The organism is Burkholderia sp. AU31652 (assembly GCF_002223155.1).
In the GTDB taxonomy this organism is placed as follows: domain Bacteria; phylum Pseudomonadota; class Gammaproteobacteria; order Burkholderiales; family Burkholderiaceae; genus Burkholderia.
On sequence record NZ_NKFG01000005.1, the window covers coordinates 475658 to 496215 of the forward strand.

General features: G+C 64.9%; 22 protein-coding genes. 12 read left to right on the forward strand and 10 right to left on the reverse strand.

Annotated elements, in window-relative coordinates; translation table 11 throughout:
- Positions 1-251 precede the first annotated feature (251 nt).
- Complete coding sequence (locus CFB40_RS19685) at positions 252-557, forward strand: hypothetical protein (RefSeq protein ID WP_089428350.1); 306 nt, start codon at positions 252-254, stop codon at positions 555-557.
- Positions 558-662: 105 nt separating this feature from the next.
- Here CFB40_RS19685 and CFB40_RS19690 read toward each other — a convergent pair whose 3' ends face one another.
- The 6 genes from CFB40_RS19690 to CFB40_RS38725 form a co-directional block, all read right to left on the reverse strand.
- A complete protein-coding gene (locus tag CFB40_RS19690) occupies positions 663-917 on the reverse strand; it encodes a GlsB/YeaQ/YmgE family stress response membrane protein (RefSeq protein ID WP_089428349.1) in 255 nt (84 codons plus the stop codon).
- A gap of 128 nt (positions 918-1045) precedes the next feature.
- Positions 1046-1267, reverse strand: coding sequence for a hypothetical protein (locus CFB40_RS19695; RefSeq protein WP_089428348.1), 222 nt, complete (start codon positions 1265-1267; stop codon positions 1046-1048).
- A gap of 56 nt (positions 1268-1323) precedes the next feature.
- Entirely contained in the window at positions 1324-1455 is a 132-nt protein-coding gene (locus CFB40_RS39160; RefSeq protein ID WP_256976851.1) for a hypothetical protein, read from the reverse strand.
- A 26-nt stretch (positions 1456-1481) separates the two neighbouring features.
- Positions 1482-1679: a CsbD family protein gene (locus CFB40_RS19700; protein ID WP_009694074.1), complete on the reverse strand. Its 198-nt coding sequence runs from the start codon at positions 1677-1679 to the stop codon at positions 1482-1484.
- Between the two features lie 56 nt (positions 1680-1735).
- Positions 1736-2086 carry a BON domain-containing protein gene (locus CFB40_RS19705; protein ID WP_089428347.1) on the reverse strand — a complete coding sequence of 117 codons (351 nt, stop codon included), beginning with the start codon at positions 2084-2086 and terminating at the stop codon, positions 1736-1738.
- Positions 2087-2148: 62 nt separating this feature from the next.
- Positions 2149-2313, reverse strand: coding sequence for a hypothetical protein (locus tag CFB40_RS38725; protein ID WP_174975033.1), 165 nt, complete (start codon positions 2311-2313; stop codon positions 2149-2151).
- Between the two features lie 370 nt (positions 2314-2683).
- Between CFB40_RS38725 and CFB40_RS19710 the strand changes: the two genes are divergently transcribed.
- From CFB40_RS19710 to CFB40_RS19725, 5 genes are all read left to right on the forward strand, one after another.
- Complete coding sequence (locus CFB40_RS19710) at positions 2684-4216, forward strand: helix-turn-helix transcriptional regulator (RefSeq protein ID WP_089432129.1); 1533 nt, start codon at positions 2684-2686, stop codon at positions 4214-4216.
- Between the two features lie 141 nt (positions 4217-4357).
- Positions 4358-4549, forward strand: coding sequence for a CsbD family protein (locus tag CFB40_RS19715; RefSeq protein WP_089428345.1), 192 nt, complete (start codon positions 4358-4360; stop codon positions 4547-4549).
- A gap of 419 nt (positions 4550-4968) precedes the next feature.
- On the forward strand, positions 4969-6120 hold the full coding sequence (locus CFB40_RS19720) for a branched-chain amino acid ABC transporter substrate-binding protein (protein ID WP_089432130.1): 1152 nt from the start codon (positions 4969-4971) through the stop codon (positions 6118-6120).
- Positions 6117-6317 (forward strand): hypothetical protein, encoded by a 201-nt coding sequence (locus CFB40_RS38105; RefSeq protein ID WP_256976852.1) that lies wholly within the window; start codon positions 6117-6119, stop codon positions 6315-6317. Before CFB40_RS19720 ends, CFB40_RS38105 begins: the two co-directional genes overlap by 4 nt.
- On the forward strand, positions 6314-7486 hold the full coding sequence (locus CFB40_RS19725) for an NAD(P)/FAD-dependent oxidoreductase (protein ID WP_089432131.1): 1173 nt from the start codon (positions 6314-6316) through the stop codon (positions 7484-7486). Before CFB40_RS38105 ends, CFB40_RS19725 begins: the two co-directional genes overlap by 4 nt.
- 118 nt (positions 7487-7604) lie before the next feature.
- On the opposite strand, the gene CFB40_RS19730 is transcribed toward CFB40_RS19725, so the two are convergent.
- Positions 7605-8786: a serine hydrolase domain-containing protein gene (locus CFB40_RS19730; RefSeq protein ID WP_089428342.1), complete on the reverse strand. Its 1182-nt coding sequence runs from the start codon at positions 8784-8786 to the stop codon at positions 7605-7607.
- 365 nt (positions 8787-9151) lie between these two features.
- Here CFB40_RS19730 and CFB40_RS19735 point away from each other — a divergent pair, with 365 nt between their 5' ends.
- Positions 9152-10279, forward strand: a complete 1128-nt coding sequence (locus CFB40_RS19735) for an aminotransferase class V-fold PLP-dependent enzyme (RefSeq protein ID WP_089432132.1) — start codon at positions 9152-9154, stop codon at positions 10277-10279.
- A gap of 246 nt (positions 10280-10525) precedes the next feature.
- Here the strand turns inward: CFB40_RS19735 and CFB40_RS19740 are convergent, their stop codons facing one another.
- The gene (locus CFB40_RS19740) at positions 10526-11755 is read right to left on the reverse strand and encodes a peptidoglycan DD-metalloendopeptidase family protein (RefSeq protein WP_089432133.1); all 1230 of its coding nucleotides are present in this window, start codon (positions 11753-11755) and stop codon (positions 10526-10528) included.
- Positions 11756-12157: 402 nt separating this feature from the next.
- On the opposite strand from CFB40_RS19740, the gene CFB40_RS19745 reads away from it, so the two are divergent.
- Positions 12158-12469, forward strand: coding sequence for a NucA/NucB deoxyribonuclease domain-containing protein (locus tag CFB40_RS19745; protein ID WP_256976853.1), 312 nt, complete (start codon positions 12158-12160; stop codon positions 12467-12469).
- Between the two features lie 60 nt (positions 12470-12529).
- Entirely contained in the window at positions 12530-14572 is a 2043-nt protein-coding gene (locus CFB40_RS19750; protein WP_256976854.1) for an SMI1/KNR4 family protein, read from the forward strand.
- A 124-nt stretch (positions 14573-14696) separates the two neighbouring features.
- Here the strand turns inward: CFB40_RS19750 and CFB40_RS19755 are convergent, their stop codons facing one another.
- On the reverse strand, positions 14697-15155 hold the full coding sequence (locus tag CFB40_RS19755) for a GNAT family N-acetyltransferase (protein WP_089428339.1): 459 nt from the start codon (positions 15153-15155) through the stop codon (positions 14697-14699).
- Positions 15156-15779: 624 nt separating this feature from the next.
- Here CFB40_RS19755 and CFB40_RS19760 point away from each other — a divergent pair.
- Together CFB40_RS19760 and CFB40_RS19765 are read left to right on the forward strand one after the other, a co-directional pair.
- Positions 15780-16154 (forward strand): VOC family protein, encoded by a 375-nt coding sequence (locus CFB40_RS19760; protein WP_089428338.1) that lies wholly within the window; start codon positions 15780-15782, stop codon positions 16152-16154.
- 193 nt (positions 16155-16347) lie between these two features.
- Positions 16348-17025 (forward strand): hypothetical protein, encoded by a 678-nt coding sequence (locus CFB40_RS19765; RefSeq protein ID WP_089428336.1) that lies wholly within the window; start codon positions 16348-16350, stop codon positions 17023-17025.
- A gap of 95 nt (positions 17026-17120) precedes the next feature.
- On the opposite strand, the gene CFB40_RS19770 is transcribed toward CFB40_RS19765, so the two are convergent.
- Positions 17121-18092: a LysR substrate-binding domain-containing protein gene (locus CFB40_RS19770; RefSeq protein ID WP_089432135.1), complete on the reverse strand. Its 972-nt coding sequence runs from the start codon at positions 18090-18092 to the stop codon at positions 17121-17123.
- Between the two features lie 136 nt (positions 18093-18228).
- Between CFB40_RS19770 and CFB40_RS19775 the strand changes: the two genes are divergently transcribed.
- Entirely contained in the window at positions 18229-20529 is a 2301-nt protein-coding gene (locus CFB40_RS19775) for an NADP-dependent malic enzyme (protein WP_089428334.1), read from the forward strand.
- The last annotated feature ends 29 nt before the right edge of the window (positions 20530-20558 follow it).

Here is a 20558-nt window from a genome sequence, read left to right on the forward strand (position 1 = left end):
ATGACGCGACCCCGAAAATCTCATCGAGCCGTGTCATATCCGCCGGTTCGGGACGACAAACGTCTCGCCAGTCGACCCCTCATTCATCAGCCGATTCGTCGTAGCACGTGTCAGGGAGACACCTTTCGATCATCGGGTCGATTGATTGGACGAGGTCTCGAGGTCCGCTGGCAGTTCATGACACACGCTCAGGAAACCCGTGCATGCGACACGGGCGCTTCCCGACGTCCTTTCTTGACAGGAGAACCCGGATGAACCCGATTCGCAAGCTCATGCTGTGTGGCGCCATTCCGTTCCTGCTCGTCGCCGGTGCGGCACAGGCAGACGGCGGCGGCATTGGTCGCAGCGGCACCTACATGTCGCATACCAGCGACTGGACCATGATGATGATGGACAAGCTCACGCCCGAGCAGCGTACCCAGGCCATCGGCATCCAGCAAAAGATGATGGCGATGGAAATGCAGCACAACGAAGCGATGGCGAAACTGCAGATGCAGCATGACAAGGACATGATGGCCTTGCATAGCCAGTTGCTCGATCTCTACAAGGGGCACTAAGTGTCGCGAGCCCGGTGTCGAACGCCGGGCTCGTCCCTCATGGCGTTGAACCTGTCATGCCGGGGTGTTCTGATGCGGCGCTTCGCCGGCGCGCTCGATGACCCGTCACGTTGCGCGACGGAACAGGCGAATCACGAGCAAGAGGATCACCGCACCGATGAGGGCGATGACGATCGAGCCGAGAATCCCGCTGAAGCCGATACCGAGCAATCCGGCGAGCCAGCCGCCGATCACCGCGCCCAGAATCCCGACAACGATGTCGATGAGCAGGCCGAAACCGCCGCCCTTGACGAGTACGCCCGCAAGCCAGCCGGCGATGGCGCCGATGACCAGCCATATGATCAAGCCATGCATGTCCATGAACGATTTTCCCCTTGGATTGGTGAAATTGTTGTAAATCGGGTGGTCATGTTCTTACCGGTGGCATCGCGCACGCGGCGCAACGCCGGCCGTTTCGAAGAACGTCGGGCGGCCCCGTCATGACGCGTTCATTGCGACGCGGCCGTTGCCGCGCTTGCCGCCTTGGCTTTCTTTGCCGCGTGGTGGTGGCCGATCGCGCAACCCGCGGCGGCGCCCACTGCCCCGTGGTGCCCCGCGACGTGGCCGGCGACCCCGCCCACGGCCGCGCCCTTCAGGCACCCTGCCGCAAATCCTGGGATCGAAGCGGTCATCAAGGCGATGCAGGCGACCGAGATCGAAAGCAATTTCATTGTTCATCTCCCTTGAAAACGAGTTGTTTTGATCGGCTTTGATCGAGCCGGCACGCTCAGAAGACGTGCGTGATCAGAAAGAACAGAACCAGCAGCCCGACTGGCACGCCGAGCAGCCAGGCGATCAGGTATTTGCCCATGTCGTTGTCCTGGTGGCCGCGACGCCGTTGGCGCCGCGGCGGTTGCATTGAAGCGCGATGGAAGCGCTATCGCGTTACAGTTCGCGGTCGAATTCCTTCAACTGCTTCTCGGCTTCATCGCGTGCGATGCCGTAGCGCTCCTGGATCTTGCCGGCCAGATACTCGCGATTGCCGTCGGCCACCTTCAGGTCGTCGTCGGTCAACTTGCCCCACTTGGCCTTCAGCTTGCCCGAGAGTTGCTTCCACTGACCCTTGATCTTGTCCTCGTTCATCATGTGCTCCTTGTCATGCAGGGATAAAAGGCGCGGCGGCATGCCGCGCCGGGAGGTCAGGCCTTCGCCTTCAGGCCGGATGCGTCGACGTGCTTCACGCCCTTGATCGCGCGCGTGACGGCGATAGCCTTCTTCACGGCGACCTTCGACGGCAGCACGCCGGTGAGCGTGACGACACCGTCGACCGTCTTCACGCTGATGTCAGTGCTCTTCACGCCGTCGGTGGTCGCGAGTTCCCCTTTCACCTTGGTGGTGATCCACGTGTCGGTGACGGGCTGGTTCGATTCGGCCGTCATGCCGCTGTCGGTGGACGAGGCTTGCGCCTGCGCACTCGTGAGCGGTGCGGCGCAAAGCAGGAAGGCCGCGCTGGCGGCGAGCAGCGTCGAAAGGTGCGAGGTCTTGTTCATTGATGTTCTCCTTCGATGGGCGTGGTGAATGGATTGACTGCCGAGCATGGCGCGTGCCCGGATCAACGGGCGATCGGCGTGTCGTAGCCGGGCTCGCGCGGCGGCATGTCCGGGCGCGGCACGTCGGGCGGCAGCGGAACCGGCGGATCGGTGCCGGGCGGTGGTTCGGGCGGATTGTCCGGGGCCGGTTCGGGCCGCGTCGGATCGGGTGTCTGATGCAGCTTCATCGTGCTTCTCCTCTGCGGATCGGAAGGCAGCGCATGAGCGCCGATGCAGTACCAGCGTACCGATGCAAACGGGCGTGGACATCGCGCAAATTCACCTGATCGGCTAGTGCGTTTGCACGGGGCGTCGAGAAGGGGGCGGTGGTGCGCCTGTCGGCTGGGACGTGCGGAAAGCAGGCGCAGTGGATGCTTCGGGGATCGGCGGGACACCGCACGGTGGGGCAGGCCGTGCGCATGTACTATGACGAATAGTGCATCTGCGTCTGTCGTGCACCGGTGCGGCACGCGATCATCGCCACACGCGCCGGCCGGCGCGTGTCGACGAAGCGGCAACCGGGCCGGCAGTCATGCTGACGACAGGGACAACCATTCGATGAACGAACAGGTAAACGAACAGGCGCTGAAGTCGCATACCGATCGGCGCCAGCTGCACCAGATCATCGCGGGGCTCACCGAGGGCGTGATCCTGGTCGAGCCCGACCAGCGGATCGTCTGGGCGAACGAAGCTGCGCTCGCGATGCACGGCGTGACCGAGCTGAAGGCGCTCGGTGCGACCGTCACCGATTACCGCGAGCGTTTCCGGCTGCGCTACCGGAACAACCATCCGGTGCGCGACGGCCACTATCCGATGGATCGTGTGATCGCGGGCGAGGAGTTCAGCGACGTGACGGTCGAAGTCGAATCGGCCGCCGACGAAACCGTGAGCTGGGTCCACCGCATCCGCAGCCTCGTGCTGACGAATGCGGCCGGCGAGCCCGACTGTCTCGCGCTCGTGCTGCACGACGCGACCGAATGGGCGAGCGCCGAGGAACGCTTCGAGCGCACCTTCAACGCGAATCCGGCGCCGGCCGTGATCTGCCGGCTCGACGACCTGCGCTACGTGAAGGTCAACCAGGGCTTTCTGGACCTGACCGGCCACGCGCGTGACGACGTGCTCGGCCGCTCGGTGTACGAGATCGACGTGCTCGACCAGGCCGACCGGCGCGACCTCGCGATCGAGCGGCTCGGCGAAGGCGCGACGATCCCGCAGATGGAGGCCGTGCTGAAGCTCGCGGACGGTAGCACGAAGGCCGTGGTGGTCGCCGGGCAGCCGATCGACATGAACGACGAGGCGTGCATGCTGTTCACGTTCATGGATCTCGAGCCGCGCAAGCAGGCCGAGCGCGCGTTGCGGCAGAGCGAGGAACGCTTTGCGACGGCGTTCAGGATGGCGCCGGTCGCCACCGCGATCGTCACCGCCGACCGCTTCGAATTGCTCGACGTGAACGACGCGTTCGCCGCGCTGACGGGCCATGCGCAGGACGACCTGCTCGGCAAATCCGCGGACGAGATCGGGCTATGGGCCGAACGCGGCGCGTGGCAGCGCATCGAAGGCCGGCTCGCACGCGACGGCAACGTGCGCAACGCCGACGTGCAGATCCGCACGCGCGAAGGCGACGTGCGCGATTGCGTCGTGTCGGCCGACCCCGTCGCGATTCACGGGCGCGACTGCCTGCTCGTCGCGCTGCTCGACATCAGCGACCGCAAGCGCACGGAGATGGAGCTCGTCTACGCGATTGAAACGGCGATGCAGGATGCATCCTGGTTCAGCCGTACGCTGATCGAGAAGCTCGCGAACGTGCGGCGCGCGAATGCGCCGGATGCGGGCGCCCAGCTGTCGGACCTGACTGCACGCGAGCGCGACGTGTTCGACCTGCTGTGTCACGGTCTTGCCGACAAGGAGATCGCCGGCCGCCTCGGGCTTGCGCCGAACACCGTGCGCAATCACGTCGCGACGATCTACGCGAAACTCGACGTGCACAGCCGCGGCGAGGCGATCGTGTGGGCGCGCGAACGCGGGATCGTCGGCGCGGCCGATGCGAACGGCGCGCGTGGCGAGAAGGGCGGCGCGAAGGACAAGGACTGAGGGCGCCGGTACGAATGCACCAGGCGCGCTGGTGCATCCGCATCTGCCGCGCGCGGCCTCCGCTTGCGATCCTGTCCACTCGGCGGTGCGACGCGGGCCGTCACGCCGCCGGCTCTCCCCCAACCATCGCAGGAGACGACCATGGACAGGAATCGCATCGAAGGCAAGCTCAAACAAGTCAAGGGTTCGGTCAAGGAAGCGCTCGGCAAGGTCACGGGCGACCGCGAGACGGAAGCGGAAGGCGTCGCTGAACAAGAGGCCGGCAAGATGCAGGAGCAGGCCGGCGAGGCGGCCGATGCGGTGCGCAAGCAGACGGGCACCGATCGGCACTGACCGATGACGCAGCGCCGCGGGCGTCGCGATGGCCGGCCGGGCCGTCATCGCCACGATGATGCGCCGTCGGCATGACCACGGCCGGCCTTGATGGCCGGGCGCCGGCGCGGCATTCCACGGTAATGATTTACCCGCGGCCCACCGTGGCGTGGGCCGCGGGCCGCCCGCGTACGCGGCACTTGATGACAAATCCTCACAACATAGTTCCGATATTTCGTTTGCTGCACGGGTATTGGCTATCCACAATCCATTCACCTCTTTCGCGATGAAAGGCTCTTCGGAGACGGAGCCGCGGCGATCGACCGGCCGGTAGCGGCGTTGCAAGACGCCCCGCAGGCGGACGACATGACCGGCACGCGGGAGGTTGCCGACGCGCGGCAGTCGCGCGTTGCATCCCGGCCCCCAGAACAAGGATTGTCATGACGTTCCGCATTCGTTCGCTTTCCGGCGTCGCATTGACCGCCGCGATCCTCGCGCTCCAGACCGGCGCGGTTCACGCGCAGGAGACGGTCGTCAAGGTCGGGGTGGCCGGCCCGCTGACGGGCGGCGGCGCCGCCTACGGCAAGGACATCGAGAACGGCGTGCGCATGGCCGTCGACGAAGCGAATGCCGCACGTACGACGGTGGGCGGCAAGCCCGTGAAGTTCGTCGTCGCGTCGCAGGACGACCAGAGCGATCCGCGCACCGGCGTGCAGGCCGCGCAGCAGCTCGCCGACGCGCAGGTGGCCGTCGTGATCGGCCACTTCAACTCGGGCACGACGCTGCCCGCGTCGAAGATCTACGCGAAGGCCGGCATTCCGATGATCACGCCGTCGGCGACCAATCCCGACATCACGCGCGCCGGGCTCGGCACCGTGTACCGCGTGATCGCGACCGACACGCAGAACGCCGGCAACGCAGGCGCGTATGCGGCGAGCGTGACCAAGGCGAAACGCATCGCAATCATCGACGACCGCACCGCGTTCGGCCAGGGCGAAGCCGACGAATTCGAGAAGTCGGTGAAGGCGAACGGCGGCACGATCGTCGCGCGCGAATTCACGAACGACAAGGCGGTTGATTTCAGCGCGCAGCTCACGAAGATCAAGAGCACCAACGCCGATCTCGTGTTCTTCGGCGGCCTCGACACACAGGCCGCGATGCTCGTGAAGCGCATGCGCCAGCTCGGCATCCGCGCGCAGTTCCTCGCGGGCGGCGGCGTGATGAACGCGAACTTCATCAAGCTGGCCGGCAATGCGGCGGAAGGTGCGTCCGTGTGGGAATACGGGCAGCCGCTCGCGCGTCTCGCGAAGGGCAAGGAATTCGAAACGAAATTCAAGCAGAAGTACGGCATCGACATGCTTGCGTACGCACCGTTCGCGTACGACGCGACCTGGATCGCGATCAACGCGATGCAGAGGGCGAACTCGACGAAGCCGGCCGATTTCAACGGCGCGCTGAAGGGCACGCGCTACGACGGCATCACGGGCACGATCGCGTTCACGAACACGGGCGACCTGAAGAACCCGAGCTCGACGCTGTATGAGGTGAAGAACGCCGCGTGGCAGCCCGTCACGACGAAATCGGCGGATTGAACGCCACCCGCGCGCGGGCTTTCGCGGCGACGCCGGACGTGCTGAAATGCCATCAGCGATCGGTGGCGATCGCGACGCACGCCGGTGTGGCAGCCGCACCGGTCTGCCCGCGCGACGCCGCGCGTGACGCGGCACGAACAACCCACGGGCGCGGCCGGCTGGCCGCGCCCAATCTGTGCAACTGGAGTCAGTCGTGAGTTCTCAAGTCGTCATCGTCGGCGGTGGTGTGATCGGCAGCTCGATCGCCTATTTCCTGCGCGCCACCGATCCCACGGTTTCCGTGACCGTGATCGAGCGCGACCCCACCTATGCGCGATCGTCGTCGGCGTTGTCGGCCGCGTCGATTCGCCAGCAGTTCTCGACGCCGCTGTCGATCGAGATGTCGCTGTTCGGCATCGACTTCCTGCGCACGATCGGCGAACGCCTCGAAGTGGATGGCCATCAGCCGTCGATCGACCTGCACGAAGGCGGCTACCTGTTCCTCGCGACGCCGGCCGGTGATGCGACGCTGCGCGAGAACCACGCGCTGCAGACGAGCCTCGGCGCGGACATCCGGCTGATGGATCGCGATGCGCTGCGCGCGAAGTTCCCGTGGCTGAACGTCGACGATCTCGTGTCGGGCGCGTATGGCGCGAGCGGCGAAGGCTGGTTCGACGGCTACGGGCTCGTGCAGGCGCTGCGCAAGAAGGCGCAGGCGCTCGGTGCGCGCTATGTGCCGTCCGACGTGAAGGACGTGGTGCGCGACGGCCGCAAGGTGACGCACGTGGTCACGGCCGACGGCGAACGCTACGCGTGCGACACGCTCGTGAACGCGGCAGGCGCGTGGACGCGCACGCTGTCGTCGATGATGGGCATCGACATCCCCGTGTATGCGCGGCGCCGCAGCATCTTCAACGTGTCGTCGCCGGCGAAGCTCACGGATTGCCCGCTGCTGATCGACCCGACCGGCGTGTATTTCCGGCCGGAAGGGCGCACGTATATCTGCGGGACGTCGCCGAGCCCGGACCGCGACCCGGACGACCTGCCGCTCGACGAAGTCGACCACGACCTGTTCGACGAAGTGATCTGGCCGACGCTCGCGAACCGCGTGCCTGAGTTCGAAGCGCTGCGCGTGGAGAACTGCTGGTCGGGGTACTACGAGTACAACGTGTTCGACCACAACGCGATCATCGGGTATCACCCGGACCTCGACAACGTCGTGTTCGCGAACGGCTACAGCGGCCACGGGCTGCAGCAGGGGCCGGCGACGGGGCGCGGCGTCAGTGAACTCATTCTGGGCGGGCGTTACGACACGCTCGACCTGTCGACGCTCGGCTGGGCGCGCGTGCTGGAGAACCGGCCGATCGTCGAAAAGAACGTCGTGTAGCGCGGCGTGACCCGCCCGGTGTGGTGGGCGGGATTCTCCTTGTGTCTCACCTCATTGGCCCGACCGTGTCGGGCCTTTTTTGTTGCGCGCGCAATGACATGGCGCGGGTCTGCGCGTGTCAGCCGACGCCGTAGACCGCGTCGCGCAGATCGAGCGTGTACGGGCCGTTCATCCCTTCGTAAAGCGTGTTCGACAGCGACACGACGGTGAGCCCTCGTGCGCGGTCGACGAACCACGAATGACCGTAGACGCCGCCCCAGCGCCACGTGCCCGGTGACTCCGGCGACAGCGCCGCGCGCGGGTCGCGCAACACGGAGAACCCGATCCCGTAGCCCGCGCCGGGCAGGTCGGGCAACGCGAGGTTGCCGGTGTGGATGCGGCCCATCTCGTCGACCAGCTCGGCCGGCAGAATGGCGCCGCCACCGGCCCGCAGCGTGTCCAGTACGTCCAGCACGTCACCGGCGGTGCCGACCATCCCGGCGCCGCCCGATGCGAACGCCTCCTTGTCGAGCGCGCGCGACGGCGAGTACGTCACGCCGACGGAGCCTTCGTAGATGGGTACGGCTTCGTTCTCGGCGAGCCGGTGCGGCTGCGGCGTGTCGTTGACGTAAGGCGTCGCGAGCCGCGCGGCATCGCGTGCGACGAATCCCGTGTCGCGGGTGCCGAGCGGGCGGAGCACCAGCGCATCGACCGCATCGGCGAGCGGCTGTCCGGTGACGGCCTCGATCACCGCGCCGACCACGTCGATGGAGAGCGAATAGTTCCAGCCGGTGCCGGGTGCGTACTGCAACGGCACGCTCGCGATCCTGCGCATGTTCTCGGCGAGCGTGATCGATGCGCCATCGAGCCCGTCGGAGACGCCCGCGCGTGCATACGGGCCGGCCGCGTCGGCTTCCGCGTAGCGATAGCCGAGGCCGGCCGAATGCGTGAGCAGGTGGCGCACCTTGATCACCGGCACGCTGCCGTCACGCAGCGCCGGGCGGAACTCGGGCAGCCACTTCGTGACGTCGTCGTCGAGCGACAGCTTGTGCCGGGCAACGAGCGCCATGGCTGCTGCCGAGACGATCGGCTTCGTCACCGACGCGAGCCTGAACAGCGTGTCCTCCTGCATCGGCGTGCGTGCTTCGCGGTCGGCGAACCCGGCCGCGCGGCGATAGACGAGTTCGCCGTCGCGTGCGACCAGGACGACCACGCCGACGAGGCGTTGCGTGTCGAGTTGGCGGGACAGTACCGCATCGACGCGCTCGGCGAGCGCGGGATCGGCCGACGGCTGCTGTGATGATGCTCGGTGGGGGATCATCGAAGACTCTGTCGTGAAGGGAGAGCCGACATGGTAGGCGGCACGCGGCGGACGTGCCATTTATCCGTACATGGAACAGGGCTTCGGGGGCGTCGTGCGCTGCAACGGTCGGCGTGGACGGCCACGGGGCGGGCGATTCAGCCGGGGCCCGTGGCGGCTCCGTTGCAGCGCGGCGCGTCGGCCGGCGGCGGCGCGCCGTCACGCCTGCGCCGGACAGCCGACAAAATATGCCCCAAGCGGCGCGCGGCCTTCGTTAGAATCTGCTTTCGTCGAGAAAATAACGCAATTGCATGGGTGCAGCGCGGTATCGCATCACGGACACTGCTCGCCCAGATTCCATCGTTCATCTTTCACCGGAGGCGAGCATGCCAGGATTACTTCCCGATGTTGACCGCGAGGGTCTCCTCGAATATTCGGTGGTGTACACCGATCGCTCGGTCAACCATATGTCGCAGCGCTTTCAGGGTGTCATGCGCGACATCTCCGGCACGCTGAAGAAGGTCTACAACGCGAAGTCCGTCGTGATCGTCCCCGGCAGCGGGACGTTCGGCATGGAAGCCGTCGCGCGGCAGTTCGCCACCAACAAGAAGTGCCTCGTCATCCGCAACGGCTGGTTCAGCTTCCGCTGGTCGCAGATTTTCGACATGGGCAGCATTCCGTCCGAGACGACGGTGCTGAAGGCGCGCCCGGTCGAAGCGGGACGGCAGGCCGCCTATGCGCCGGCCCCGATCGACGAAGTGGTCGCCGCGATCAAGGAACACAAGCCGGATCTGGTGTTTGCGCCGCACGTCGAAACCGCGTCCGGGATGATGTTGCCCGATGGGTATCTGCGCGCGGTGTCGGATGCCGTGCATGCGGTCGGCGGCATGTTCGTGCTCGATTGCATCGCGTCCGGCACGGTGTGGGTCGACATGCAGGCGAGCGGCGTCGATATCCTGATCAGCGCGCCGCAGAAAGGCTGGAGCGCGTCGCCGTGCTGCGCGATGGTGATGCTCGGCGAACTGGCCCGCGAACGTATCGACGGCACGACCAGCACCAGCTTCGCATGCGATCTGCGCAAGTGGCTGCAGATCATGGAAGCGTATGAAGGTGGCGGGTTCGCGTACCACGCGACGATGCCGACGGATAGCCTCACGACGCTGCGCGACGTGATGAAGGAAACCGAGGCGTACGGCTTCGACAAGGTGAAAGAGGAGCAGTTGGAGCTGGGCAAGCGGATTCGTGCGTTGCTGGCCGAGAAGGGTTTCCGGAGCGTGGCGGCGGAAGGGTTCGAGGCGCCGGGTGTCGTGGTCAGTTATACGGACGACGACGGGATTCGAACCGGGAAGAAGTTTGCCGACGTCGGGTTGCAGATCGCGGCGGGTGTACCGCTGATGTGCGACGAGCCGGAGGATTTCAAAACCTTCCGGCTGGGGCTGTTCGGCCTCGACAAGCTGCATGATGTCGATGGGGCGGTTGGGCGGTTTGCGGATGCGCTGAACCGGATTCTTTAAGGCGCTTTGCGGATTGGGCGAGGCAGTGGGCAGTGGGCGTGCGCGCCTGCGGCCCACTGCCTTGCTGGATTGATGGTCTTGTCTGACGTGCGCGTTCGGGTCGAGTCGCAGTTGGTTGGAAACAGATGGAGCGCGGTCAACGCTTCCGGTTCGGGGGCGTCCGATGTGACCGCAAAGATGGATCGATTTCGGTCCGGAAAATATCGACACGTGGGGCATCGTGTTTCCTGTCGCGGTGCGCCCGCGCTAATTCACGCATTCCGGCACCACAGGGTCGTTGCTGCCCGTGTAGACGAATCCGTCGGAGATCCATTGATTCGAGGCGAGTCGATACCAAAGCCGTGTGGCGCCCCAGTTGCCATTCACGGAATCGCCGTACTGGTGGCAAGCGAGCTGCACGGTGCGCCCATTCTCGAGCGAACCGACGACCGGCGCCGACAATGAAGGCGCGCTGCGCAGATTCGCCGGACCCGGTGCCTGTACACGCGCGCTGACGGGCGTGGACCGATCGCCGGAATTCGCGCTCCCGTAGTTGACCAGCCATGCTTGCGGAGAGACGCGTCGCTGATTGCGAACCGCGTATCCGGAATACGGCGAAGTGCCCTCGAAGAATTGCCAGCCGCCGATCGTCATGCCATTGACGGACACGTCATTGCCATCCTTGCTCAATGAAAAGTGGACATGCGGCCCCGTCGTTTGTCCGCCGCAAGGCAGGCCGTTTCCGACGCTGCCGAGATATTCCCCCTGACGGACCCGCGTACCGCTGTTCAGCGACGTCAGCTGGACCATGTGGTAATAAGTCGTCGCATAGCCGTTGTCGTGAACCACCTTCACGATGGCGCTGCCGTCGCGCTCGCAGCTCTTGTAAAGATAGCCGTCTCGCGCCGCCAGCACGCGGCCGTTGCCACCCGAGAAATCGAGGGAGTTATACGGCCTGCTTTGTCCGGACCAGCCGTGTGCACCGCCCGTCCAATACCACCCGGCATTCGGTTCCCACGGCAACGCAAGGCCCGGTTGCGGCAAGGCAGCCGACCGTGGTGCAAGCGATGCGCGTCTCGACGCCAGATTTTTCCGCTCGTCGGTCGCGAGCAGCGTGGGGGGTGCCGCATCGAGCAATTCTCCAAACTTGCTGCTGCCCTCCACACCCGCGATCCATCGGCCATTCACGTTGCGCGCAATGAACAGCTTCGTGACGGGATCGCCGGATTCGTCTTCGCGCAGGATTTGCGTCGCAGTGCCAAATACCCATCCGGAAATTTCGTCGGCCTTGATTGCCTCGACCAGGCTGTCGTCCGACCGGGCCGGCAGCTTCAACGTCCCACCCGATCGGGATTCAAGCGCCTGCCCGATCGAGCGCTGCAACGACGTCTCAATTGGCGCCGCATGCGCGATTTCGGCAAGGCTGGCTGCAATCAGCAGGATTCCAATGGAGTATTGAATCGAATTCGACGCAGAACGATCTAATAAATTGCGCATGGTCAAATGCACCGCGGAGAGGGTTTTCAAGAAGTTCATGACGGCGCCAGCAAGCCTACATCATTTGCTAGTCATTGCAAGTAAAATGAAATATATCGGGATGCGTTTTTAAATTGGCCGATTCAGATGAAATTGTGGATGCGATCGTTTCAAAGCGATTTGATCACTCCGGAAAGCCGAGTTGATTGATCTGGAATCACCGCGTGGGGGCGGCCTCCAATCCGAAGTGCAACACTTTCGCCATCCGTTGATGTTCGCGACCCGGACGATCCGGCCAGCATATGTCTCGCGAATCGATTTGCAACGCCACCCATGCCCGGCCTCGTGGCGAACTGCGTCCGGGTTACAGGGGATTTAACAGTCGTTGAATCGGATCGGATTGTTTAAAAAAGAGAAACGATCGTGATATGGCCTTTGTTAATATTGCATTCATCTTCCTGGCAAATATACGGCGCGGTCACTGGCCCGTGCACGTTCACCGGCGATCCGGACGAAACGTCGACCGATTGTAATTGCGATTCCGACGAGTATCCGTTTGCCTCGACAGAGGAGGGCGCATCAAGGGATCCGGAAGTATCGGTCAAGCGTATCGATGCCAGCGATAATCGACGTGCGGGCGCTTTCCTCGGCAATTTCTATCTGAATCAGCGCGTGCTCGACCAGGAGCGGTTCTACGTCGATGTCGGTTCTCCGCAGCCTGCGGCAAAACGTTAAGCCACGGGCGACGATAACCGTACCTGTGCCGTGGTCCGCAGGCCTCCTTCGAACCAGGGCATGACAACACCCATCACCATGAACGATTACGAGAACTTCCCCTTCTGGCTCGACCAGCCCTACAAGCTCTGCCGACGGGCCGTGCCGGGCGCGATGCAATCCGAGACGATTCCGGTCGAGGATGCGTTGACGCGCGTGACGGCGGCGGACGTTTTCGCCCCCGAGAATGTTCCGCCCGTTCCGCTTGCTGCGGTCGAAGGCTATGCGTTGCGTGCATCCGATACCGCGCATGCGACGCGTGGCGCACCGGCCGAGCTCGACTTCCAGTTCAGCCGGCGCGCGCTGGCCTCGCCGGCCGGAAGTCCGGCGGCTCGCGCAATCGGCGCGCAGTGTGCGGTCGACGTCCCACCTCATTTCCCGTTGCCGGAAAACGCCGACACCGTCGTGCCGAAAAGCGACCTCGAGGTTTCGTACCGTGGCGCTCGATCGCTTCTGCTGCTGCACGCGCCGCTATCCGCCGGCCGGCATGTGATCGCACCGGGCAGCGAATTTCGGCAAGGCAGCCTGCTCCTGCCCAGGGGCAGCCGGATAACGGCCGAACGGCAGATCGCGCTGACGGCCGCAGGCGTACGCGACATCGAGGTGACGAAACGGCCGCGCATCGGCGTGGTGATCGTCGGGTATGAGCAGTGCGTACCCCGGACCGCGCGCGAGCGCTGGCAGCGGCCCGACACGAGCGGACCGTACATCCGGGCGGTCCTGCAGCGCTGGGGATACGAGGTGCGTTCGGTCGAGTACATCGAGCCGCCGGACATGGCACGGCCGCCGCTTGAGGTGCAGCAGAACGAATACGCGTTCAAGAAGAAACTGGCCGAGCTCGCGCAGCGTTACGACCTCATCGTCGGTGCCGGGCTGCCTGCCGTGCCGCCCTTTCGGAATCTGGGGCTGAATAGGCAGTTGGTGTACGCCTACGACGAAACGACTGTCGACATCAAGCAAACGCCGGTCAATTGCTTCAACTTCGGACGCAGTGACAATCGCTCGCCGCCGAAGAAAACCATTCTGCCGTTCACGCGCCCGGACGGTACGCAAAGCGGGATGACGGTCCTGACCAGCTACGATCAGGCCACGCTGATCAACCTGCCGGGCCACACGAGCGCAGTGGCGATGCTGATGCACGCGATCATGCCGCGCGTACTCGATTTGCTCGAGCATGCTGCAACGCCGGGGCCTCATTGGGAGTCCGGCATCGTCGACCACGGCGTCGAGCGCGATGCCCGACTGAACGCGATGCGATGGGGCAATCTGCATCGTGGCGTCGACGGAAACCTGGTCGTTCGCCTGTTGCCGTCCGAAGGCGACGGGTTGATCGGCGGCGTCGTTCGTGCCGATGTGCTCGTCGCGATCCCCGCCGCGGAAGGTCCCATGGCGGCAGGTTCGTCGGTGCTGTTCCTGCGTCTCGACCGCGACCTCGCCAGTGAACCGCCGTGCCCCGTGGCGGAAACATCCGTCGAGGCAGCCTCACCACCGTCACCAGTGGTCGACGCCCGCGCGACGCCCCGTAATATCGACGACGCACGCGGCATCGATCTTCGCGAAACATGGCAACGACTCGAAGCAGCCTTCGCCGCCGATGCGTCACGTCTGCCGGGTGGCCTCAACGGGCCGGCGTCCGACGACGCGATCGCAGCCTTGCAGACTGCGCTGGGAACGCGGTTGCCTGACGCATTCGTCGACAGCCTGCGCATTCACGATGGCCAGGCCGATTCGGGGGATGAATTTTACGGAAGTGATGCGCTGCTGAGCGCGCACGAGATCCTCGCGCAATGGCGTATCTGGAAAGGTCTCGTCGACGGAGGCGATTTCGACGGTGTGGAATCGGAGCCGGATCCAGGCATCGGGGACGACTGGTACAACCTGAAGTGGATTCCATTCACGCATGACGGCAGCGGCAATCATTTGTGTATCGACCTCGATCCCGCGGAAGGCGGTTGCTCCGGACAAGTGATTCGGGTCTGGCATGATGATGCGCGGCGCGAGCGTGTAGCGGGGAGCTTTTCGGCGTGGCTTGCCCGCGTCGCCGACGAGGGGCAATCAAGCTGAGCACTCGCCGAGCGTGAGGGTGGCGGGGTGTGGGCCGCTACGTTGATGCGCATGCTCCAATGGCTGTGCCGGTGGACCCTTGGGGAAGCGCTTGTCTGCGCAGGACAGGCGGGCGTTTCGCGTGCTACCGGATCAAGCAGTACAAGACGTCAGGGCAGCCCTCCTCATTCCTGCTCCCATCGCTGTATTCAACCGCAATGAACCCATGCCGCTCGTAAAACGCAGCGGCATCGAGATTCATCTGGAACGTATGGAGCTGGAGCTTGCCAACCGTCTGCGACTTCACCGATTCCAGGAGGGAAGTGCCAATCCCTTGTCGTTTGCATTCGGGGCACACATACAACTGGTCAAGCCACGCCACGCCGTCAGCAACAACGTGCGCGGCCATGCCGACAATGCGGTTATCGTTCACGGCGACGGTAACGTTGCCCGACGGAACCAGCACGTTGGCAACCCAATCGCGGACGGCGGCTTCCGAGTGCGCGAGCGGCGCATAGGATGCCAGCGTGTCGCGCGACCGTAGATAGACTTCAGCCACCTCTGCAGCATCAGCGGCAATTGCTCGACGCAAGATCAAGGGCATGTATATCCCGCTCCGAAATCGTCAAAAGGTGCACAACGATAGCAGCACGGAATCGACCTTCCAAGATCGCGGACGCATGCCGCTGAAACCGGCGAGACTGGAAGTTCCGTGCGACGTATCGAGCGTGCGGTACAGCGACCGGCTGCGAGATCCCGTCACCGGTTCGCTGCTTCATTCCGGGATTCCCGGGCGCCGACATTCCCGTATCGTCTGTCCGATTTGTCGGGATCGCATGACCTGGCCATTCCGCACCCCTGAGAGCGCGAGCGATGAAGGTCGATTGACCCGGCCATTCTCTTGCCGACCCTGCCGGCGGGCAGGTCATCCGATGCGCGTGTTTCGCAGTGGTCGTTTCTTTCGGAATCCTTCCAGACATGCCTGTCGCTCGACGATCAGTCACAGCTTCGTGCGCGATCGCCGGGTGTCGCCAGCATCACAATGACGTTGTGTCGCACGCCGCGACTGCTCGATGAGGAGTGAGCGTCCCGCTCGTTGGCCCGACTGTGTCGGACTTTTCTTGTTCGGTCGCGCAGGGGATGCTAGCGACGGCTGCGTGTGGCAACATCGCGGTGATTTCGACGTTCCATCCGGGTGCCGGCAGACCCATCTATCCGAGGGGGAGTCATGTTTGACCATGTCAAATTCGGCGTGACCGACTTTGCAGCGAGCAAGGCGTTTTTCCTGAGCGCACTCGAGCCGCTTGGCGTCGTGGTGCAGGGCGAGGGCGAGCCGTCGTACGGCATCGAGATCTCTCCGCCGGGCAAGCCGTCGTTGTGCCTGTTCCAGACGACGGAGAAACCGGCGCACCTTCACATCGCGTTCGTGGCCGACAACCGGCAGCAAGTCGACGCGTTCTATCGCGCGGCGCTGGCGGCAGGCGGGAAGGACCATGGCGCGCCGGGGCTGCGGCCGCACTATCACGCGAATTACTACGCGGCGTTCGTCATCGGGCCGGATGGGCACAATATCGAGGTGGTGTGCCATCAGGCGCAGGGGTGATCTGCGCAAGCGCGTGGAACGCGGCGATCAATGGAGCGTCCATCTCACGTACTGAAGAACCCCGCGCTATCTCGTGAACCGCCCCGATGGGCGCCCTATCGGCGGATCGCCGGCCGCAATCGCTCATTCGACAGAACCGGCCGGATCATCGACAATTCGCGCCTATCAAAACATGAGAGAAGAGGGCAGGTGCATGCGCGGGTTCCGTAAAACGCTTGGGGTGATCCTGGGCCTTTCCGTCGTTGGTGTCACAGGCGTTCAAGCCGCATCCGGCGAACTCGCCTTCCCGCGTTTCACCCAGGCGGAGGGCCGAACGGACACCGACGGCCTCCCGCTGTCCGGCGTGAAACTCTGCGTGCTTCCGGACCGTGCGCCGTGCTTCGAGATGCCGCCCGCGCCGCTGCCCAATTCGCCGAAGGAGCTTTACCAGTTCGGACTGACGCCAAGGTCCGAGCGGCTGCCGATTGCGTCGGGCGGCTCGTGGGTGTTCTTCTCGGGAATGTTTTCGGGCGGCGGCAGCGGGATGCTGGAGCGCGTGGCGATCCTGCGTTATGGCGCGAACGGCAAGATCGAGAACCTGATGCCGGAAGTCACCCAGACCGAACTGGCCGATCGCGCGATGTGGAAGGTGCCGGACGTGTCGTCCTATCCGGTGTTCGTTCGGGCCGATTATGTGTGGGGCAAGGGCGAAAGTCATTTCGAAGCGCACCTCTTCGACGTCGATGCGTGGGTGTTCGATCCCGCTACCAATCAGTACAAGAAGCGGTTGTCCTACCGGACGACCAAACGCTATGACCGCGGCGAGGGCTCGGACCATGTGCTGACTTCCGAGCGTGCAGAGATTCTGCGGCGCCTCGCGGCCAGCAAGTAGCCCGGGGCCGGTGGCGCACCGGGAAGCCGTCGAGATGCACGACGGGTTTCGGCGGATCCGGCGGGCCGTTCAACGCAGGCGTGGCACGTGAAACCTTACCGCTGCGCGTCCCCGTAAGTCTCCTTGCACACCCCACGCAACGCCTCGACGAGCAGATCCCGCGCCGGCGAGCGCGAATCGGCGGCGCGGGTGAACAGCGCGATGGGCGGAAGCGTCCACACCAGCGAGTACGGCACGATGGCCACGCCGGCGATCCGCACCAGTTCTTCCGCGATATCGGCCGGCACGATCGACACGGCCTCGTCGCTCGACGCGATCATCTCGCCGATCAGCTTGGATGAATAACTCTCGACGATCGGAACGGGCGGCGCGATGCCGGCCGACAGGAACAGGTCGGTGACCTGTTCCCGCATCGGCGTATGCGGCGCGCCGAGAATCCAGTCGAGCGCGTGCAGCTTGTGCCAGTCGAGCGCGGTGCGGGCCAGTTTCGCGGCAAGGCGCCGGCTCGCGATCATGCGCGGCTGCTGCTGGTACAAGACCTCGAAGGAGACCTGCCCCAGGTCGATCGCCGACGAGGCCCGCCCGATCACGATGTCGACGCCGTGGTCCCTGAGCTGCAGCAGCAGCTGATCGCTGGTGCCCTCATGAATCGTCACGGTCAGGCGCCGCTCCATGCGCGCTTGCAGCCGCTTGAGCGCGGCCGACAGCATCTGCCCGGAAATGAACGGAATCACGCCGATGTGCAGATGGGCCGCATGGCCGGCGGCGACGGCCTCCATCTCGCGGGCGAGGTGGTCGAGATCCTTGATCATCGCCTTCGCCCGCTCGAGCACGACCGCGCCGAGCGCGGTGGGCCGCATGCCGCGCGACGAGCGCTCGAACAGCGGCGTGCCGAACATGCTCTCCAGCTCGGACAGCGCATTGGTCACGGCGGGCTGGCTGCTGGCCATGTGCTCCGCGACGCGCGTCAGCGACCCGTGCTGCTGGATTTGCAGCAACAGCACCAGGTGCCGCATCTTCAAGCGGGCGCCCAGCCGCCTGACCACGTCGTTTGCGTCAAAAGTCATTGACTGGTCACGTATCCATCATGAAAAAGTGATGGACCGATATTAAAACAGAATCAACACGTTATGGCGGATCCCTAGAATCCCCTTCATGGATCGCGCCGGGACTGGCCTGGCGCCCGTGCCCGGATCGAAAAACATGAAACAGACTGAGACACAGCAGCAGGCAGCGTTCGACTATCACGAATTTCCGACGCCGGGAAAGATCTCGGTCGTCGCCAGCAAGCCGCTCGTGACCCAGCGCGATCTCGCGCTGGCGTACACGCCGGGCGTGGCGGGCGTGTGCGAGGCCATCGCCGCCGATCCGCTGCAGGCGCACCGGTTCACGAGCCGCGGCAACCTGGTGGGCGTGATCACGAACGGCACGGCCGTGCTCGGCCTGGGCAACATCGGCCCGCTCGCGTCGAAGCCGGTCATGGAAGGCAAGGCGGTGCTGTTCAAGAAGTTCGCGGGGATCGACGTCTTCGACATCGAGATCAACGAAACCGATCCGGACAAGCTGGTCGACATCATCGCCGGCCTCGAGCCGACCTTCGGCGGCATCAACCTCGAGGACATCAAGGCGCCCGAGTGCTTCACGGTCGAGCAGAAGCTGCGTGATCGCATGAAGATCCCCGTCTTCCACGACGACCAGCACGGCACCGCCATCACCGTCTCCGCCGCGTTCATCAACGGGTTGAAGGTCGTCGGGAAGTCGATTTCGGAAGTGAAGGTCGTGACGTCGGGGGCCGGCGCCGCGGCGCTGGCCTGTCTGGACCTGCTGGTCGACCTCGGGCTGCCGGTTGAAAACGTCTGGGTGACCGACATCGAGGGCGTCGTCTATCGCGGCCGCACCACGCTGATGGATCCGGCGAAGTCGCGCTTCGCGCAGGACACCGACGCGCGCAAGCTGGCCGACGTGATCGGCGGCGCGGACGTGTTCCTGGGCCTGTCGGTCGGCGGCATCCTGACCGCCGAGATGCTGAAGGCGATGGCGCCGCGCCCGCTGATTCTCGCGCTGGCCAACCCCACGCCGGAAATTTTCCCGGAACTGGCGCATGCGACGCGCGACGACGTCGTGATCGCGACGGGCCGCTCGGACTACCCGAACCAGGTCAACAACGTCCTCTGCTTCCCGTACATCTTCCGGGGCGCGCTGGACGTCGGCGCGACGACGATCACCCGCGAAATGGAGATCGCCGCCGTTCACGCGATCGCGGGGCTGGCCGAGGAAGAGCAGAACGAAGTGGTCGCGGCGGCCTACGGGGCGTACGACGTGGCGTTCGGCGCGCAATACCTGATTCCGAAGCCGTTCGACCCGCGCCTGATCGTCCGTATCGCGCCGGCCGTGGCCAAGGCGGCGATGGACGGCGGCGTGGCGAAGCGCCCGCTGACCGATCTCGACGCGTACGTCGAGCAACTGCAGCAATTCGTCTACCACTCCGGTGCATTCATGAAGCCGCTGTTCGCGACGGCGCGCCGGCTGGTGCGCGACGGCGGCAAGGCGCGGATCGTCTTTACCGAAGGCGAGGACGAGCGCGTGCTGCGCGCGGTGCAGGTGATCGTCGACGAGAAGCTGGCGCGGCCGATCCTGGTCGGGCGCCCGGAGGTACTGCTGGCGCGCATCGAGCGATTCGGCCTGCGGATCCGGCTCGGCCAGGATGTCGAGGTGACGAATCCCGAGTATGACGAGCGCTTCCCGCAGTACTGGACGAAGTACTGGGAGCTGCGCTGCCGGGATGGCATCTCGAAGGAGATGGCGCGGGTCGAGATGCGGCGCCGCCTGACGCTGATCGGCGCGATGATGGTGCGGCTTGGCGACGCGGACGGGATGATCTGCGGGACGGTGGGTGAGTATCACAACCACCTGCGGTTCGTGGACGAGGTGATCGGGAAGAAGCCGGGGGCGTCGACCTATGCGGCGATGAACATCCTGTTGCTCGACCAGCGGACGGTCGCGCTGGTGGATACGCACGTCAACGACAATCCCGACGCGGAGCAGATCGCGGAATTCACGATCGCCGCGGCGCGTCAGATGGAATGGCTGAACCTGACGCCGAAAGCGGCGCTGCTGTCGCGGTCGAACTTCGGGTCGGGGAGCGCGGCGTCGGGCGTGAAGATGCGCCGGGCGCTGGAGATCGTCCGGGAGCAGGCGCCGGATATCGAGGCGGACGGCGAGATGCATGGCGACTGCGCGCTCGACGAGGGCTTGCGGTCGAAGCTGCTGCCGATGTCGCCGCTGAAGGGCGCTGCCAACCTGCTGGTTTGCCCGAACGTGGATGCGGGGAATATCGCGTACAACCTGCTCAAGACCGAGGCGGGCAGCAACGTGGCGGTGGGGCCGTTCCTGCTGGGCGTCAACGCGCCGGTGAACATCCTGACGTCGAGCGCGACGGTGCGCCGGATCGTGAACATGGCGGCGTTGACGGTGATCGAGGCGAATCGCAACGCGTCTGCCTGAGCAGGCAACGAAGGCGCCGCGTAGCGGAA

Bases quoted from the DNA above. Each gene is read 5' to 3' on its own strand.
- CFB40_RS19695 (WP_089428348.1), bottom strand. From the start codon at position 1,267: ATGAAATTGCTTTCGATCTCGGTCGCCTGCATCGCCTTGATGACCGCT.
- CFB40_RS19750 (WP_256976854.1), top strand. From the start codon at position 12,530: ATGACAACACCCATCACCATGAACGATTACGAGAACTTCCCCTTCTGG.
- CFB40_RS19720 (WP_089432130.1), top strand. From the start codon at position 4,969: ATGACGTTCCGCATTCGTTCGCTTTCCGGCGTCGCATTGACCGCCGCG.
- CFB40_RS19775 (WP_089428334.1), top strand. From the start codon at position 18,229: ATGAAACAGACTGAGACACAGCAGCAGGCAGCGTTCGACTATCACGAA.
- CFB40_RS19715 (WP_089428345.1), top strand. From the start codon at position 4,358: ATGGACAGGAATCGCATCGAAGGCAAGCTCAAACAAGTCAAGGGTTCG.
- CFB40_RS19740 (WP_089432133.1), bottom strand. From the start codon at position 11,755: ATGCGCAATTTATTAGATCGTTCTGCGTCGAATTCGATTCAATACTCC.
- CFB40_RS19765 (WP_089428336.1), top strand. From the start codon at position 16,348: ATGCGCGGGTTCCGTAAAACGCTTGGGGTGATCCTGGGCCTTTCCGTC.
- CFB40_RS19700 (WP_009694074.1), bottom strand. From the start codon at position 1,679: ATGAACGAGGACAAGATCAAGGGTCAGTGGAAGCAACTCTCGGGCAAG.
- CFB40_RS19690 (WP_089428349.1), bottom strand. From the start codon at position 917: ATGGACATGCATGGCTTGATCATATGGCTGGTCATCGGCGCCATCGCC.
- CFB40_RS19710 (WP_089432129.1), top strand. From the start codon at position 2,684: ATGAACGAACAGGTAAACGAACAGGCGCTGAAGTCGCATACCGATCGG.
- CFB40_RS19755 (WP_089428339.1), bottom strand. From the start codon at position 15,155: ATGCCCTTGATCTTGCGTCGAGCAATTGCCGCTGATGCTGCAGAGGTG.
- CFB40_RS19770 (WP_089432135.1), bottom strand. From the start codon at position 18,092: ATGACTTTTGACGCAAACGACGTGGTCAGGCGGCTGGGCGCCCGCTTG.
- CFB40_RS19735 (WP_089432132.1), top strand. From the start codon at position 9,152: ATGCCAGGATTACTTCCCGATGTTGACCGCGAGGGTCTCCTCGAATAT.
- CFB40_RS19705 (WP_089428347.1), bottom strand. From the start codon at position 2,086: ATGAACAAGACCTCGCACCTTTCGACGCTGCTCGCCGCCAGCGCGGCC.
- CFB40_RS38725 (WP_174975033.1), bottom strand. From the start codon at position 2,313: ATGAAGCTGCATCAGACACCCGATCCGACGCGGCCCGAACCGGCCCCG.
- CFB40_RS19730 (WP_089428342.1), bottom strand. From the start codon at position 8,786: ATGATCCCCCACCGAGCATCATCACAGCAGCCGTCGGCCGATCCCGCG.
- CFB40_RS19760 (WP_089428338.1), top strand. From the start codon at position 15,780: ATGTTTGACCATGTCAAATTCGGCGTGACCGACTTTGCAGCGAGCAAG.
- CFB40_RS19685 (WP_089428350.1), top strand. From the start codon at position 252: ATGAACCCGATTCGCAAGCTCATGCTGTGTGGCGCCATTCCGTTCCTG.
- CFB40_RS39160 (WP_256976851.1), bottom strand. From the start codon at position 1,455: ATGCAACCGCCGCGGCGCCAACGGCGTCGCGGCCACCAGGACAACGAC.